The organism is Neobacillus drentensis, from assembly GCF_036965425.1.
GTDB classification, from domain to species: domain Bacteria; phylum Bacillota; class Bacilli; order Bacillales; family Cytobacillaceae; genus Neobacillus; species Neobacillus drentensis_F.
In genome coordinates this window covers 15,681-33,171 of record NZ_JBALPP010000079.1, presented here as the reverse complement: position 1 = coordinate 33,171, position 17,491 = coordinate 15,681, and the positions used below count along the sequence as shown (strand labels likewise).

Annotated in this window: 16 protein-coding genes and 1 other annotated feature; all 16 genes read right to left on the bottom strand. The window is 41.5% G+C overall.

All coding sequences use genetic code 11. From position 1 onward, the window contains the following. Nucleotides 1–45: 45 nt before the first annotated feature. The 16 genes from tuf to sigH all read right to left on the bottom strand — a co-directional run bounded on the left by tuf (nucleotide 46) and on the right by sigH (nucleotide 17,470). Nucleotides 46–1,233 carry an elongation factor Tu gene (gene tuf, locus V7161_RS18945; RefSeq protein ID WP_335714491.1) on the bottom strand — a complete coding sequence of 396 codons (1,188 nt, stop codon included), beginning with the start codon at nucleotides 1,231–1,233 and terminating at the stop codon, nucleotides 46–48. 131 nt (nucleotides 1,234–1,364) lie between these two features. Then, complete coding sequence (gene fusA, locus V7161_RS18940) at nucleotides 1,365–3,446, bottom strand: elongation factor G (protein ID WP_223595869.1); 2,082 nt, start codon at nucleotides 3,444–3,446, stop codon at nucleotides 1,365–1,367. A gap of 48 nt (nucleotides 3,447–3,494) precedes the next feature. Further along, a complete protein-coding gene (gene rpsG, locus V7161_RS18935) occupies nucleotides 3,495–3,965 on the bottom strand; it encodes a 30S ribosomal protein S7 (RefSeq protein ID WP_223595871.1) in 471 nt (156 codons plus the stop codon). Between the two features lie 41 nt (nucleotides 3,966–4,006). Continuing rightward, a complete protein-coding gene (gene rpsL, locus V7161_RS18930) occupies nucleotides 4,007–4,429 on the bottom strand; it encodes a 30S ribosomal protein S12 (RefSeq protein ID WP_027322663.1) in 423 nt (140 codons plus the stop codon). Between the two features lie 103 nt (nucleotides 4,430–4,532). Continuing rightward, nucleotides 4,533–4,781: a 50S ribosomal protein L7ae-like protein gene (locus V7161_RS18925; RefSeq protein WP_335714490.1), complete on the bottom strand. Its 249-nt coding sequence runs from the start codon at nucleotides 4,779–4,781 to the stop codon at nucleotides 4,533–4,535. Nucleotides 4,782–4,917: 136 nt separating this feature from the next. Next, nucleotides 4,918–8,517 (bottom strand): DNA-directed RNA polymerase subunit beta', encoded by a 3,600-nt coding sequence (gene rpoC, locus V7161_RS18920; RefSeq protein WP_335714489.1) that lies wholly within the window; start codon nucleotides 8,515–8,517, stop codon nucleotides 4,918–4,920. 101 nt (nucleotides 8,518–8,618) lie between these two features. Then, complete coding sequence (gene rpoB, locus V7161_RS18915; protein ID WP_335714488.1) at nucleotides 8,619–12,179, bottom strand: DNA-directed RNA polymerase subunit beta; 3,561 nt, start codon at nucleotides 12,177–12,179, stop codon at nucleotides 8,619–8,621. Nucleotides 12,180–12,436: 257 nt separating this feature from the next. Continuing rightward, a complete protein-coding gene (locus tag V7161_RS18910) occupies nucleotides 12,437–13,036 on the bottom strand; it encodes a class I SAM-dependent methyltransferase (protein ID WP_335714487.1) in 600 nt (199 codons plus the stop codon). 88 nt (nucleotides 13,037–13,124) lie between these two features. Next, nucleotides 13,125–13,487 (bottom strand): 50S ribosomal protein L7/L12, encoded by a 363-nt coding sequence (gene rplL / locus V7161_RS18905; RefSeq protein ID WP_223595879.1) that lies wholly within the window; start codon nucleotides 13,485–13,487, stop codon nucleotides 13,125–13,127. A gap of 57 nt (nucleotides 13,488–13,544) precedes the next feature. After that, entirely contained in the window at nucleotides 13,545–14,045 is a 501-nt protein-coding gene (rplJ, locus tag V7161_RS18900; protein ID WP_335714486.1) for a 50S ribosomal protein L10, read from the bottom strand. Nucleotides 14,046–14,078: 33 nt separating this feature from the next. Next, nucleotides 14,079–14,224, bottom strand: a sequence feature (ribosomal protein L10 leader region). A gap of 53 nt (nucleotides 14,225–14,277) precedes the next feature. Further along, complete coding sequence (gene rplA / locus V7161_RS18895) at nucleotides 14,278–14,976, bottom strand: 50S ribosomal protein L1 (protein ID WP_335714485.1); 699 nt, start codon at nucleotides 14,974–14,976, stop codon at nucleotides 14,278–14,280. Between the two features lie 109 nt (nucleotides 14,977–15,085). Next, nucleotides 15,086–15,511 carry a 50S ribosomal protein L11 gene (gene rplK, locus V7161_RS18890; RefSeq protein WP_223595882.1) on the bottom strand — a complete coding sequence of 142 codons (426 nt, stop codon included), beginning with the start codon at nucleotides 15,509–15,511 and terminating at the stop codon, nucleotides 15,086–15,088. 179 nt (nucleotides 15,512–15,690) lie between these two features. After that, a complete protein-coding gene (gene nusG / locus V7161_RS18885; protein WP_223595883.1) occupies nucleotides 15,691–16,224 on the bottom strand; it encodes a transcription termination/antitermination protein NusG in 534 nt (177 codons plus the stop codon). Between the two features lie 115 nt (nucleotides 16,225–16,339). Further along, nucleotides 16,340–16,522: a preprotein translocase subunit SecE gene (gene secE / locus V7161_RS18880; protein WP_223595884.1), complete on the bottom strand. Its 183-nt coding sequence runs from the start codon at nucleotides 16,520–16,522 to the stop codon at nucleotides 16,340–16,342. 50 nt (nucleotides 16,523–16,572) lie between these two features. Further along, nucleotides 16,573–16,719, bottom strand: a complete 147-nt coding sequence (gene rpmG, locus V7161_RS18875; RefSeq protein ID WP_335714484.1) for a 50S ribosomal protein L33 — start codon at nucleotides 16,717–16,719, stop codon at nucleotides 16,573–16,575. Between the two features lie 100 nt (nucleotides 16,720–16,819). Next, complete coding sequence (sigH, locus tag V7161_RS18870; RefSeq protein WP_335714483.1) at nucleotides 16,820–17,470, bottom strand: RNA polymerase sporulation sigma factor SigH; 651 nt, start codon at nucleotides 17,468–17,470, stop codon at nucleotides 16,820–16,822. Nucleotides 17,471–17,491 lie beyond the last annotated feature (21 nt).

Sequence of the window (17,491 nt, the reverse complement as noted above, 5' to 3'; positions counted from 1 at the left end):
AAAAAAGCAGATGGATCGTCATCCATCTGCTTTTACATATATAGATTACTCAGTGATATCAGTGATTGAACCTGATCCTACTGTACGGCCACCTTCACGAATAGAGAACTTAGTTCCTTCTTCGATCGCAACTGGAGCGATTAGCTCAACAGTCATTTCGATGTGGTCGCCAGGCATAACCATTTCAGTACCTTCTGGAAGGTTACAAATACCAGTAATATCAGAAGTACGGAAATAGAATTGTGGACGGTAGTTAGTGAAGAATGGAGTATGACGTCCACCTTCTTCTTTTGTTAAAACGTAAACTTGTGCTTTGAACTTTGTGTGTGGAGTGATTGATTTTGGCTTAGCCAAAACTTGACCACGCTCGATTTCTTCACGAGCAACACCACGAAGAAGGGCACCAATGTTGTCACCAGCTTCAGCAAAGTCAAGAAGCTTACGGAACATTTCTACACCTGTTACAGTAGTAGATTTTGGCTCTTCAGTGAAACCTACGATTTCAACTACGTCACCAACTTTAACTACACCACGCTCAACACGTCCTGTAGCAACTGTTCCACGACCAGTGATTGAGAATACATCCTCAACTGGCATCATGAAAGGCTTGTCAGTGTCACGAGCAGGAGTTGGGATGAACTCATCAACAGCAGTCATAAGTTCAAAGATTTTTTCTTCCCAAGCAGCGTCGCCTTCTAATGCTTTTAGAGCAGAACCTTTGATAACTGGAGTGTCATCGCCAGGGAAATCGTATTCTGATAATAGATCACGAATTTCCATTTCTACTAATTCAAGAAGTTCTTCGTCGTCAACCATATCACACTTGTTCATGAATACAACAAGGTAAGGTACGCCTACCTGACGAGAAAGAAGGATGTGCTCACGAGTTTGTGGCATTGGGCCGTCAGTTGCAGAAACAACTAGGATACCGCCGTCCATTTGAGCAGCACCAGTGATCATGTTTTTAACATAGTCAGCGTGTCCTGGGCAGTCTACGTGTGCATAGTGACGAAGATCTGTTTCATACTCAACGTGTGCAGTAGAGATTGTGATACCACGTTCTCTTTCTTCTGGAGCACCGTCGATTTGATCGTATGCACGAGCTTCTGCTTTACCAGATTTTGCAAGAACAGAAGTGATTGCAGCAGTTAAAGTAGTTTTACCGTGGTCAACGTGACCAATTGTTCCAATATTTACGTGTGGCTTTGAACGGTCGAATTTAGCTTTACCCATTAGGAAATCCTCCTTTAATTTAAAAGAAATAGTTAAGTATATATATGGGTTTATGAAGATAGAGCGATACTATCTTCATAAAAACCATATCTAACAATAGTATTTATACTTTATCTAAAGGTGAAAAGCAATTATTCACCTTTATTTTTTTTGATGATTTCTTCAGAAACTGATTTAGGAACTTCTTCATAGTGATCGAAGTGCATAGAGAATACTCCGCGACCTTGTGTACTTGAACGAAGTGCTGTTGCATAACCAAACATTTCTGAAAGTGGAACCATTGAACGAACAACTTGTGCATTACCACGAGCTTCCATACCCTCTACACGTCCACGACGAGCAGTGATTTGTCCCATGATATCACCTAGATATTCTTCAGGGATAACAACTTCAACTCTCATCATAGGCTCAAGGATTACAGGCTGACACTTAGAAGCAGCATTTTTAAGAGCCATTGAAGCGGCAATCTTAAACGCCATTTCAGAGGAGTCAACATCATGGTATGATCCGTCGAATAATCTTGCTTTAATATCAACTAATGGATATCCAGCAAGAACACCACGGTCAAGGGCATCTTCAAGACCAGCTTGAACAGCAGGGATGTATTCACGAGGAACGACACCACCGACGATACCGTTTTCGAATTCGAATCCTTTTCCTTCTTCGTTAGGAGCGAATTCGATCCAAACGTGACCGTATTGTCCACGACCACCAGATTGACGAGCGAATTTACCTTCAACTTGTGCAGAAGCACGGAAAGTTTCGCGGTAAGCAACCTGAGGTGCACCAACATTAGCTTCAACCTTGAATTCACGGCGCATACGGTCAACGATGATATCTAGGTGAAGCTCACCCATACCAGCGATGATAACCTGTCCAGTTTCCTGGTCAGTATGTGCACGGAAAGTTGGATCTTCTTCTTGAAGCTTTTGTAGTGCAGTAGTCATCTTGTCTTGGTCAGCTTTTGACTTAGGTTCTACAGAAAGCTGAATAACTGGCTCAGGGAATTGCATAGACTCTAGGATTACAGGGTTTTTGTCATCACATAGAGTATCGCCAGTTGTTGTATCTTTCAAACCTACAGCAGCTGCAATGTCACCGGCATAAACCTTTGAGATTTCTTGACGGCTGTTTGCGTGCATTTGCAGGATACGTCCGATACGCTCACGCTTGCCTTTAGTTGAGTTCTGTACATATGAACCGGACTCTAAAGTACCAGAGTAAACGCGGAAGAACGTTAACTTACCAACATATGGGTCAGTCATAACTTTAAATGCAAGAGCTGAGAATGGCTCTTCATCGCTTGAATGACGCTCAAGGACTTCTTCTTCATCATCTACAGCATGACCTTTGATTGCTGGTACATCAAGTGGAGATGGAAGGTAGTCGATAACCGCATCCAACATTAGCTGAACACCTTTGTTTTTGAATGCAGATCCACAGATTACTGGGTAGAATTCAACGTTAACTGTACCTTTACGAATCCCTGCTTTAAGTTCTTCTTTAGTGATTTCTTCACCACCAAGGTACTTTTCCATTAACTCTTCATCTAGTTCAGCAACTGCTTCTACTAGTTTCTCACGGTATTCTTCAGCTTGAGCACGGAATTCTTCAGGAATCTCACGTACTTCAATATCAGTACCTAAGTCGTTTCCGTAGAATACAGCATTCATTTCCACAAGGTCAATGATTGCTTCAAACTGATCTTCAGCACCGATTGGTAACTGAATCGCATGTGCATTCGCTTGAAGTCGGTCATGAATTGTTCCTACAGAATATAAGAAATCTGCACCAATTTTGTCCATCTTGTTTACGAAAACAACACGTGGTACACCGTAAGTTGTTGCTTGGCGCCAAACTGTTTCAGTTTGTGGCTCAACGCCTGATTGTGCATCAAGGACTGCTACCGCACCATCAAGTACACGCAGGGAACGTTCAACTTCAACTGTGAAGTCTACGTGTCCTGGTGTGTCGATGATATTAACGCGATGGCCTTTCCATTGTGCAGTTGTTGCTGCGGAAGTGATTGTGATTCCGCGTTCTTGTTCCTGCTCCATCCAGTCCATCTGAGATGCGCCTTCATGAGTTTCACCGATTTTATGAATCTTACCAGTGTAGTAAAGGACACGCTCAGTGGTCGTCGTTTTACCGGCATCGATGTGTGCCATGATCCCGATATTACGAGTGTTGTTTAAGGAGAACTCTCTTGCCATTGGGTCTTTCTCCTTCCTAGTATGAAAGTTTTTATATTGAAGGTTAAATTACCAACGATAGTGAGCAAACGCTTTGTTTGCTTCTGCCATTTTGTGTGTATCTTCACGCTTCTTAACTGATGCACCAGTGTTGTTAGCTGCATCCATGATTTCGTTAGCTAAACGCTCTTCCATCGTTTTTTCACCGCGAAGACGTGAATAGTTAACTAACCAGCGAAGACCAAGAGTTGTACGGCGGTCAGGACGCACCTCAACTGGAACTTGGTAATTAGCACCACCAACACGGCGTGCTCTTACTTCTAGAACTGGCATGATGTTTTTCATTGCTGCTTCGAATACTTCCATTGGCTCCTTGCCAGAACGTTCACGGATAGTATTGAATGCAGAGTAAAGAATTTCTTGAGATTTACCTCTTTTACCGTCGATCATCATTTTGTTGATTAGACGAGTAACTAATTTTGAATTGTAAAGCGGATCTGGTAACACGTCTCTCTTTGCTACAGGACCTTTACGTGGCATTGTTTTTCCTCCTTTCAAAGAAGCTTCTATTTAGTGTCAAATTATTTTTTTGCTGCTTTTGGTCTCTTAGTACCATATTTAGAACGGCCTTGCATACGGTTGTTTACACCAGCTGTATCAAGCGCTCCACGTACGATGTGATAACGTACCCCCGGTAAGTCCTTTACACGTCCTCCACGGATAAGAACAACACTGTGCTCTTGAAGGTTGTGGCCGATACCAGGAATGTATGCAGTCACCTCGATACCATTTGTCAAACGTACACGCGCATATTTACGTAACGCTGAGTTTGGTTTCTTTGGAGTCATTGTACCAACACGAGTACATACTCCGCGTTTTTGTGGTGAAGATACATTAGTTTGTGATTTCTTGAAGCTGTTGTAACCTTTATTTAGCGCAGGTGATTTTGACTTTTCCTCTTTAGTTTGACGAGGCTTGCGCACTAATTGGTTAATAGTAGGCATGAATTTTTCCTCCCTTCATTATTTGTAAGCCCACACATCCAGGTGGTTCATTTTTTTGCAAAAACAAAGTTTTTGCAGACTACTCTATCTACAAAAACAGTTTTTAACGGATAATTGCTACAGCTGCCGCACCTACTTCAATCCCGCACGCTTTCCCGAGTTTTTTCATCGAGTCAACATACCGGACCGGAACGTTTAATCCAAGAGCTTCTTCTACAATCTTTACAGTAACCTTTGGTTCTGCATCGGTTGCAACGAAAATTTCCTGAACTTTCCCTTCCTTTAGGGCTTTCACTGTTTGTTTAGTTCCTATAATGATCTTTTGTGCCTGTAATACTTTTTCATAAGACATTAATCATATCCTCCAAAGTATCAGGTGAATAGGAGCACCTTTGATATAGTAACATCTTCGAAATAAGATGTCAACAACACATTAAATTTTTTTCTTAAAATAGGGTACCTGCAGGTAAGCAGGTACCTCTAATTAGTTAGTCAATAGCAACTGTTTCTTCAGAAGTTGTATCCCTCAGGACAGGCTCTGCTTTGCGGTAGCGCTGCATGCCGGTACCAGCTGGTACAAGTTTTCCGATGATAACATTTTCTTTTAAGCCGAGTAATTCATCGCGCTTGCCTTTGATCGCTGCATCGGTAAGAACTCTTGTTGTTTCTTGGAACGATGCCGCTGACAAGAATGAATCAGTCTCCAGTGATGCTTTTGTAATACCAAGCAAGACCGGACGGCCTGTTGCCGGCATTTTACCAGCCAATAATGCTTTTTCGTTCGCATCCGTAAACTGGTGAATGTCCAGAAGTGTACCTGGTAGTACATCTGTTTCACCCGCATCGCTAACACGGATTTTACGCAGCATTTGACGTACCATTACTTCAACGTGCTTATCGCCAATTTCTACCCCTTGCATACGGTAAACCTTTTGCACTTCACGCAATAGGTATTCTTGAACAGATGTCACGTCTTTTACTTTGATTAATTCTTTAGGGTCAATAGAACCTTCTGTTAATTCCTGGCCACGTCCAATCTGATCATTGACAGCTACTTTCAAGCGTGCTGTATACGGTGCATTATAAGTGCGTGATTCAACCTCGCCTTGAACGACGATTTCATGCTGACGGTCACGGCCCTCGTTAATACCAACAACAACACCATCAATTTCAGAAATAACAGCTTGACCTTTAGGGTTACGAGCTTCGAAAATCTCTTGGATACGCGGTAAACCTTGAGTGATATCGTCTCCGGCAACACCACCCGTATGGAACGTACGCATGGTTAACTGTGTACCTGGTTCACCGATGGATTGAGCAGCGATAATACCAACTGCTTCGCCCACTTCGACCTCTTGACCAGTTGCCAAGTTGCGTCCATAGCACTTCTTACATACTCCATGTCGGGTATTACATGTAAAGGCAGAGCGGATTTTTACGGTTTCAACACCTGCGTCAACAATGATTTCCGCTAAATCTTCAGTAATCAGACCATTTTCAGGAACAAGCACTTCTTTTGTTTCAGGATGCTTGATCGCTTTGCGTGCATAGCGTCCGATTAAGCGTTCATCTAAGCCTTCAATGATTTCCGTCCCGTCTTTTAAGGCACTGATTGTAAAGCCGCGATCGGTTCCGCAATCATCTTCTCGGACAATAACATCCTGTGCAACGTCAACAAGACGACGAGTCAAGTAACCAGAGTCAGCGGTTTTAAGAGCGGTATCGGCAAGACCTTTACGCGCACCGTGTGTAGAGATAAAGTACTCTAATACCGTTAATCCTTCACGGAAACTTGATTTAATCGGTAACTCGATAATACGTCCAGCCGGGTTGGCCATCAAGCCGCGCATACCAGCAAGCTGGGTGAAGTTTGAGGCGTTACCACGGGCACCGGAATCAGACATCATGAAAATTGGGTTCGTTTTATTCAAGGATTTCATCAGCTTGCCTTGAATGGTATCTTTAGCCGCACTCCAGATGGCGATAACACGGTCATAACGCTCATCTTCGGTAATTAAACCACGTCTGAACTGTTTCAAGACGTTATCTACTTTACCTTGTGCTTCTTTTAGAATTTCTTGTTTTTCACCTAGTACGACAATATCTGCCACACCAACTGTAATACCAGCTTTAGTTGAATGCTTAAATCCTAAGTCTTTCATGCGGTCAAGCATTTTTGACGTTTCAGTAATCTTGAAACGCTTGAATACTTCAGCAATGATATTTCCAAGGATTTTCTTCTTGAACGGATCAACTAATGGCATATCTTTGATTTTCGCAGAGATATCTTCGCCTTTTTCTACAAAATATTTGGCAGGCGTTTCAACTTCTAAATTGTGTCGAGTCGGTTCATTGATATACGGGAATGATTTTGGCAGAATTTCATTAAAAATAAGCTTACCAACCGTCGTGATTAATAACTTATTATTTTGCTCTTCTGTAAAAGTTTCATTTCCTAATGATCCGGCATGTACAGCGACACGCGTATGGAAGTGAGCATAACCATTTTGGTATGCAAGGATTGCCTCGTTTGTATCTTTAAAAATCATACCCTCGCCGACTGTACCTTCACGCTCAAGAGTCAAGTAATAGTTACCTAACACCATGTCCTGAGACGGTGTAACAACCGGTTTACCATCTTTAGGGTTCAAGATGTTTTGTGCAGCAAGCATTAAAAGACGTGCTTCTGCTTGTGCTTCAGATGAAAGGGGCACGTGTACCGCCATCTGGTCACCGTCGAAGTCAGCATTGTATGCCGTACATACTAACGGGTGTAAGCGTATTGCTCTACCTTCAACTAACGTAGGCTCAAAAGCCTGGATTCCTAATCTATGCAAAGTAGGGGCACGGTTTAACAGAACCGGGTGCTCCTTAATAACATCTTCAAGTACATCCCAAACATCAGGAGATACTCGTTCAATTTTGCGTTTTGCTGATTTAATGTTATGTGCTAAGCCTTTTTCAACTAATTCCTTCATGACAAATGGCTTGAACAATTCAAGAGCCATTTCTTTTGGAAGGCCGCACTGATACATTTTTAAGTTTGGACCTACGACGATAACAGAACGTCCAGAATAGTCAACACGCTTACCAAGTAAGTTTTGACGGAAACGTCCTTGCTTACCTTTTAACATATGAGATAGTGACTTTAACGGACGGTTACCAGGACCAGTAACAGGGCGCCCGCGGCGGCCGTTATCAATCAAGGCGTCAACAGCTTCTTGAAGCATTCGCTTTTCGTTTTGAACGATAATGCTTGGTGCACCAAGATCTAATAAACGCTTTAGACGATTATTACGGTTAATAACACGACGATAAAGATCGTTCAAGTCAGATGTCGCAAATCTGCCCCCATCTAATTGAACCATCGGGCGTAATTCCGGCGGAATAACCGGAAGAACATCAAGAATCATCCAAGATGGCTCATTTCCTGAACCACGGAATGCTTCTAACACTTCAAGGCGCTTGATCGCACGCGTACGGCGCTGGCCTTGAGCAGTTTTCAATTCTTCTTTTAAGCTATCTACTTCTTTTTCTAAATCGATATCGGAAAGAAGCTTTTTAATCGCTTCTGCACCCATGGCCGCTTGGAATTTATTGCCGTACTTTTCACGGTATGCACGATATTCTTTTTCGGATAACAATTGCTTTTTATCAAGTGCGGTGTCACCGGATTCTGTAACGACATAGGAAGCAAAATAAATGACTTCCTCCAAGGCTCGAGGGGACATGTCTAATACAAGACCCATCCGGCTTGGGATTCCTTTAAAGTACCAAATATGAGAAACAGGTGCAGCTAGCTCAATATGACCCATACGTTCACGGCGAACTTTCGCACGTGTTACTTCAACGCCGCATCGGTCACAGACTACACCTTTATAACGGACACGCTTGTACTTCCCGCAATGACATTCCCAGTCCTTTGTTGGACCGAAGATACGCTCACAGAATAAACCGTCCTTTTCTGGCTTTAACGTACGATAGTTAATGGTTTCTGGCTTTTTGACTTCTCCGAACGACCATGAACGGATTTTATCCGGTGAAGCAAGACCAATTTTCATATACTCAAAATTATTAACGTCTATCAAGGGGCCTACCTCCCTTTCAATCTCCAGGTTTTACCCTCTAATTGCGAAGTATAAATGACAAAAGCGCACACACATTGGTTGTGCGCTTTTAGCTTGAAAATCTATTCTTTTGAACCAACCTTTTCAGATTCAAAGCTTTGTGCATCAGGAACAATGTTTAACGTGTCGACTTGCTGTAAGTCTTCGTCATCTTCCGTATCGCGCATTTCTATTTCTTTTTCATCACCGGATAGGATCTTAACATCCATACCAAGACTCTGAAGCTCTTTAATTAATACTTTGAATGACTCAGGGACGCCTGGTTCTGGAACATTTTCACCTTTTACGATGGCTTCATATGTTTTCACACGGCCAACGACATCATCTGATTTAACAGTAAGAATTTCTTGTAGCGTGTATGCAGCACCATATGCTTCAAGTGCCCAAACCTCCATCTCACCGAAACGCTGACCGCCAAATTGCGCTTTACCGCCAAGTGGCTGCTGCGTAACAAGTGAGTAAGGACCTGTTGAACGAGCATGTAATTTATCATCAACCATGTGTGCCAGCTTAATCATATACATGACCCCAACAGAAACACGGTTATCAAATGGTTCACCGGAACGTCCATCATACAGAACGGTTTTCGCATCCCGCGCCATGCCTGCTTCTTCAATCGTGCCCCAAACATCTTCTTCACGGGCTCCGTCAAATACAGGTGATGCAACATGAATGCCTAGGTAGCGTGCCGCCATCCCAAGATGGAGCTCAAGCACCTGTCCGATGTTCATACGAGATGGTACCCCTAATGGGTTTAACATGATATCAACTGGTGTACCGTCTGGAAGGTATGGCATATCTTCCTCTGGTAAAATTCTTGAGATAACCCCTTTGTTACCGTGGCGTCCCGCCATTTTATCTCCTTCAGAGATCTTACGTTTCTGAACGATATATACGCGGACAAGCTGATTCACGCCTGGTGGCAGTTCATCACCGTCTTCACGATTAAAGACTTTAACGTCAAGAACAATACCGCCGCCGCCATGTGGAACGCGAAGTGATGTATCACGAACTTCACGGGCCTTTTCACCAAAGATCGCATGAAGAAGACGCTCTTCTGCAGTCAGCTCCGTTACACCCTTAGGCGTTACTTTACCAACAAGCAGGTCTCCATCTTTTACCTCAGCACCAGTGCGGATAATACCGCGCTCATCCAAGTTGCGAAGGGCATCTTCCCCTACGTTTGGAATATCACGAGTAATTTCTTCTGGTCCAAGTTTCGTATCACGAGATTCTGATTCATATTCTTCGATGTGGATCGATGTGTATACATCTTCTTTTACTAGACGCTGACTCATGATAATCGCGTCTTCGTAGTTGTAACCATCCCATGTCATAAAGGCAACGAGAACATTACGTCCAAGCGCTAACTCCCCTAGCTCCATGGATGGACCGTCAGCGAGAATTTCACCCTTTGTTACACGGTTTCCAACAGCTACAATTGGGCGTTGGTTATAGCAAGTTCCTTGGTTGGAACGAATGAACTTTAACATGCGATATTTATCAAGATCGCCTTTCACTTCTTGTCCGTCTACCTCTTTAATACGACGAACCCATACTTCGCGCGCTTCTACGTGCTCAACAATACCTTCGTGCTTACAAATAACAGCTGCACCGGAGTCTTTACCAGATACATATTCCATACCTGTTCCTACCCTTGGTGCTTCTGGCTGCATTAACGGCACTGCTTGACGCTGCATGTTCGCACCCATTAAGGCACGGTTGGAGTCATCGTTTTCAAGGAACGGAATACACGCAGTCGCCGCAGAAACAACCTGTTTTGGTGATACATCCATATAGTCAATACGTTCACGTTTAACTACTGTGTTTTCACCACGGAAACGAGCAACGATATCTTCATCCAAGAATGATCCATCATCTCCAAGACGAGAGTTCGCCTGTGCCGTAACGTAGTTATCTTCTTCGTCTGCTGTTAAGTAATCAATCCTGCTTGTTACTTTTCCAGTATCCGGGTCAACTCTGCGATATGGTGTTTCAATAAATCCGAAACGATTTACCTTCGCATAGGATGATAAGGAGTTAATCAACCCGATGTTCGGACCTTCCGGTGTTTCAATCGGACACATCCGACCATAGTGAGAATAGTGAACGTCACGTACTTCAAAGCCTGCACGTTCACGTGTTAATCCACCTGGTCCTAATGCTGATAGACGTCTTTTATGTGTTAATTCAGCTAACGGATTCGTTTGATCCATGAACTGCGATAATTGTGAGCTTCCGAAGAATTCTTTAATTGACGCTATTACTGGACGAATATTAATTAACTGCTGCGGAGTAATCGTTGCTGTGTCTTGAATTGACATTCTTTCACGAACTACACGCTCCATACGGGATAAACCGATACGGAATTGATTTTGCAATAGCTCTCCAACAGAACGAAGACGTCTGTTACCTAAGTGGTCGATATCATCTGTATCACCTACACCATGCAGCAGGTTAAAGAAATAGCTGATTGATGCAATGATGTCTGCAGGAGTAATATTTTTAATTGGTTCTGCCACATAGGCATTGCCGAGTACATTAATAACTTTTTCGTTTTCATCACCAGGCGCATAAATTTTAATGCCCTGAAGGGTAATATCTTCTTCCACTACGCCGCCAACAGGATTAAAGTTCTTGAAATTAATATGTTTTTCAAGCGCCGGTAAAATTCTATCAAGGTTCCTTCTATCAAGTACTAATCCTTTTTCAGCAATGATTTCGCCTGTGTCAGGATCAGCAAGTGATTCCGCTAAACGTTGATTGAATAAACGGTTTTTAATGTGAAGCTTCTTATTAATTTTGTAACGACCTACATTGGCAAGGTCATAGCGCTTTGGATCGAAGAAACGGGAAACTAATAAGCTTTTTGCGTTATCTACGGTAGGCGGTTCACCTGGACGAAGGCGTTCATAGATTTCTAGTAACGCTTTGTCTACACCTTCCGTATTGTCCTTTTCAAGCGTATTGCGAATATATTCGTTGTCACCAATCAATTCAATGATTTCCTGATCAGAGCCGAACCCAAGGGCACGCAAAAGAACCGTAACGGGCAGTTTCCGAGTACGATCTATTCTGACATATACGACATCTTTGGCATCTGTTTCATATTCCAGCCAAGCGCCGCGGTTCGGAATTACAGTTGCTGTAAATCCTTTTTTTCCGTTTTTATCAAGCTTGCCACTGAAATAGACACTCGGTGAGCGCACTAATTGTGATACAATAACGCGTTCTGCACCATTGATAACAAATGTGCCTGTTTCAGTCATGAGCGGGAAATCACCCATGAAGACATCCTGATCTTTTACTTCGCCTGTTTCTTTGTTTACAAGACGTACTTTCACACGCAATGGAGCTGAATATGTAACGTCCCGTTCTTTAGACTCTTCAACAGAATACTTTGGATCGCCAAGACTGTAATCAATAAATTCTAGTGATAGGTTACCAGTAAAGTCTTCAATCGGTGAAATATCCTGGAACATTTCACGCAACCCCTCATCAAGAAACCATTGATAGGAAGAGGTTTGAATTTCGATTAGATTTGGTAATTCTAAAACTTCACTGATTCGCGCGTAACTTCTTCGTTGGCGGTGTCGTCCATACTGAACTAGTTGACCTGTCAACTGATTCACCCCTCAAATCAAGCGTTATTTAAAAATAATCTATTACATCTTATAGAAAAAACTGTAGGTCTTTCTATAAGACAAAAAGAAAAAGGGTTTTTTCCTCAAAAACCACATTTTCACATTTTGACTATTATTTTGTCATCATTTCCTTATTACTCCAAATTTATACTAAAAAAATAAGTATTTTAAGGAATAATTCGGTAAATATTATGATGGCATTTTATAATGCTAACACAACGACAATTCCGAGTCAACTATTTTATCGCCTTAATGATAAAATAACCTTTCGATTTGTCAATAGTTTCTACATGGGAAAATAAAGTTTTTAATTTTTCAAGCGCGGATGGTGCACCTTGCTTCTTTTGAATGACTACCCACAGCTCTCCCTGTGTAACAAGATGTTCATAGCTTTGTTCAAAAATATCATGAACCGTCTTTTTTCCAGCTCTAATCGGCGGATTTGTAAGAATAACCGCGAAGGAATTCTCCTTCACATTTTCCAGTCGGTCACTTTCATAAATGTTCACATTGTCAATACGGTTTAGTGACGCATTTTCTTTAGCTAATTCAAGCGCTCGTTCATTTACATCAACCATATGTACAAGTCGATCTTGATAGGTTTTCGCTAAAGACAATCCAATCGGTCCATAACCACAGCCAACATCCAGTACAAATCCTTCCACAGCCGGCATTTCAAAAGATTCAATTAATAACCTTGAGCCAAAATCTACTTCTCTTTTTGAAAAAACTCCATTATCCGTTTTAAAACGAAAGTTATGGTTTCTTAAGCTGAAATCCCAATATTTCGGATCACTTTCAACCTTTTGGGTTCGAGAATAGTAGTGTTCTGACAATAGACTCACCTCCAGGGGAGTATATATTGTAGAAAATTGAGGAAGTAGAAAAAAGCCCGCTTATGCAGCGAGCTTTCTTATATCAAAATTACTTAACTTCAACGTTAGCTCCAACTTCATCAAGCTTAGCTTTGATTGCTTCAGCATCTTCTTTAGAAACGCCTTCTTTGATTGGCTTTGGAGTGTTATCAACAAGGTCTTTTGCTTCTTTAAGTCCAAGACCAGTGATTTCACGAACAACTTTGATAACCTTGATTTTTTGATCTCCAGCGCCAGCTAGGATTACGTCGAATTCTGTTTTTTCTTCAACAGCAGCCGCACCAGCTCCGCCTACCATTGCTACAGGAGCAGCAGCAGTTACGCCGAATTCTTCTTCGATTGCTTTTACTAGGTCGTTAAGTTCTAAAACAGTCATATTTTTAACTGCTTCAATGATTTGTTCTTTAGTCATGATAATATTTCCTCCTTAGTTTTCGTTTACTATTTTTAAATTGCGATAAAGATTAACTTACGCGCCTTGTTCTTCTTTTTGTTCTGCCACAGCTTTTGTAGCAAGAGCAAGATTGCGGATTGGAGCTTGTAGTACGCTGAGTAGCATAGATAGCAAGCCTTCGCGTGAAGGAAGTTCAGCAAGAGCTTTAACCTCTTCAACTGTTGCAACATTACCTTCGATTACACCTGCTTTAATTTCAAGTGCTTCATGCTTTTTCGCGAAATCGTTAAGGATCTTCGCTGGAGCAACTACATCTTCAGTACTGAACGCGATTGCGTTTGGACCTGTTAATGCATCATTTAAGCCAGCAAGCTCAGCAGCTTCTGCAGCACGGCGAGTCATAGTGTTTTTGTAAACTTTGAACTCAATACCAGCTTCACGAAGTTGTTTACGAAGTTCAGTTACTTCAGCAACTGTTAGTCCGCGGTAATCAACAACGATTGTAGATACGCTGCTTTTTAATTTATCGGTGATTTCTTCAACAATATGTTTTTTTGCTTCGATTGCACTGCTCATCTTTACACCTCCTGTAGAATGTCTACATTTATACCAGGCAAGTAAAAGCCTCCATATCGATCTAAGACATGGAGGCAGCATATAACAACTGAACGACTCAGTTGAATTTATTCGCTCTACCTCGGCAGGACATTAAGCCTTACGGCACCTGCTGTCTACAGTACAAATGTTTATAATATTAAACAACAAAATATATTGTATAAGATGTTGTTGTATTTGTCAATTGGTAAAATTATCTAGCCGCTACTGTAGAAGGATCTACTTTAACGCCAGGTCCCATTGTTGAAGTAACGGTTACGTTCTTCATGTAAGTACCTTTCGCAGCAGATGGTTTAACTTTTAACATTGTTTCAAATACAGTTGTAAAGTTTTCTACAAGCTTTTCGTTTTCGAAAGAAGCTTTACCGATTGGCACATGGATATTACCAGCTTTGTCAACACGGTATTCTACTTTACCTGCTTTGATTTCATTGATAGCACGAGTTACATCAAATGTAACTGTTCCTGTTTTAGGGTTTGGCATTAAGCCTTTAGGTCCTAATACACGACCAAGCTTACCAACTTCACCCATCATGTCAGGAGTTGCAACGATTACATCAAAATCAAACCAACCTTGTTGGATTTTGTTGATGTATTCAGCATCGCCTACATAATCAGCACCAGCTGCTTCAGCTTCTTTCACTTTTTCACCCTTTGCGAATACTAATACGCGTTGAGTTTTACCAGTTCCGTTTGGAAGCACAACAGCTCCACGGATTTGCTGATCAGCTTTCTTAGGGTCAACACCTAAGCGGAAAGCAACTTCAAGAGATGCATCAAATTTTACAAAGTTTGTTTGCTTAGCAAGTTCAATTGCTTCTGCAATTGGGTAAGCCTTTGTACGATCTACAAGCTTTACAGCTTCTAGGTACTTTTTACCTTTTTTAGCCATTTTTATTTCCTCCTAAATTGTGGTTTTAACGTTTTATAACTCCCACGAAAAAGGTTGCAGTAGTTTAAAACTCCGCAACCCTCATTACAAACAACCAGTTTTACATGGATTAGTCTTCGATTACGATACCCATGCTGCGTGCAGTACCTTCAACCATGCGCATTGCTGCTTCAACGCTAGCTGCGTTTAGGTCAGGCATTTTTTGTTCCGCAATCTCGCGTACTGTACCACGCTTTACTGTTGCTACTTTATTACGGTTAGGCTGGCCTGAACCAGACTGAATTCCAGCTGCTACTTTCAAAAGAACGGCAGCAGGAGGAGTTTTCGTAATAAATGTAAATGAACGGTCTTCAAATACCGTGATTTCAACAGGAATGATCAATCCAGCTTGATCTGCTGTACGAGCGTTAAATTCCTTACAGAATCCCATGATGTTAACACCGGCTTGACCTAGTGCAGGACCAACTGGTGGTGCAGGGTTTGCTTTACCAGCAGGGATTTGTAATTTAACAACTTTAATTACTTTTTTAGCCACGAGACACACCTCCTTAAAGTCCGTGATGTGGTAATTGGGTACCTTAGGGACCCTCCCACTCAGGCAATTAGTCTTTATATAAATACAAAGAACTTGACAAAAGTCTTGTCTCCAATTCGGAGACATACTGACCTATGAAATATTAACATTTTTTAAAAATGATTTCAAGTTTTTTTACATTAAAGTTTTTCAATTTGTGTAAAATCAAGCTCCACTGGTGTGTCACGGCCGAACATGTTAACAAGTACCTTAAGTTTCGAGTGGTTCTTGTCCATTTCTTCGACTGTTCCAGTAAAGTTCGCGAATGGACCTTCCTTTACGCGGACTGTCTCGCCGATTTCATAATCAACATCCACACGTTTTTCATCTACACCCATACGTTTCAATAATACTTGTACCTCTTCAGGCAGTAACGGAGTCGGTTTTGATCCGGAACCTGCAGATCCAACAAATCCCGTAACACCTGGTGTATTCCGCACCACATACCAAGAATCATCGGTCATTACGATTTCAACTAACACATATCCAGGAAAAACCTTTCGCTTTACAACCTTTTTCTTACCATTTTTGATTTCAGTTTCTTCTTCTTCCGGAACGACTACGCGGAAAATTTTATCCGCCATTCCCATCGATTCCACACGTTTCTCTAGATTCGCCTTTACTTTATTTTCATAACCCGAGTAAGTATGGACTACATACCAATTTTTTTCCATTTAAGAGGACTCGCGTCCGTCCCTCCCTATTTTTTTACAAATTAAAAAACCCGCATCTACGGGTTTTAGTTCAAAATTCTTTATTAGTCACCATTATACCATGAAGTATAACTTATTATTCAAGAATTAAACGAATCAATTTAGAAATTCCTAAATCTAGTACAGCAAAGAATGCCGCAAAAAAAACAACAGTTGATAAAACGGTAATCGTAGAACGAGTTAGTTCGCCGCGTTTTGGCCAGCTTACTTTTCTCATTTCACGTAAAATATCACTAAAAAATTTCTTTATGCGTTGCATTTCTGTAACCCCCAGACTATCTTAATCAGCATTGCAAAAATCTATCGAAATCATTTTGTTTCTCGATGAATGGTATGGGTTGCGCAAGTCTTACAGAATTTTTTCAATTCTAATCTTTCTGAAACTGCCTGCTTGCTTACGGTCGTATAATTACGCGAGCCGCATTCAGCACAGGCAAGAATGACTTTTTTACTCATAATAAGGCACCTTTACCCATCTTTTTTATCCCTAAAAATGTAACATGTGTCCTAATTAATGTCAATAACCATGAGAGCGGATTCAAAATAATGCCATAAATCAAAGTGAAAATTCGCGTATCTCGAGGTAACGCTCCAATTTTCTTTTCACACGCTGAAGGGCATTATCGATGGATTTAACATGGCGGTTCAGTTCTTCCGATATTTCTTGATAGGACTGTCCATCAAGGTAAAGGGCTAAAACTTTCCGTTCTAAATCGCTTAATAATTCTGTCATTTTTACTTCTATATGGTCAAACTCTTCTTGATTAATGATTAATTCTTCCGGGTCAAGTACCTTGGCACCTGACAAAACATCCATCAAGGTCCGGTCAGACTCTTCATCATAGATAGGCTTGTCCAAAGAAACATAAGAATTCAACGGAATATGCTTTTGCCGGGTGGCTGTCTTAATCGCTGTAATAATTTGCCGGGTTATGCACAGCTCCGCAAACGCTTTGAATGAGGTAAGCTTGTCCTCACGAAAGTCACGAATGGCTTTATATAGACCAATCATTCCTTCTTGCACAATATCTTCTTTATCGGCTCCAATTAAAAAATAGGATCTTGCTTTTGCACGCACAAAATTACGATACTTATGGATTAAATAATCCAATGCTTCACTATCACCCTGGTGCACTAAATCGACAATTTCTTCGTCTTCCATCCGAAAAAACTCTTCGTTGGTTTTTGTCCCGAAGTCCGTACTCAAAGTAGATCCCCTCCACCGAAC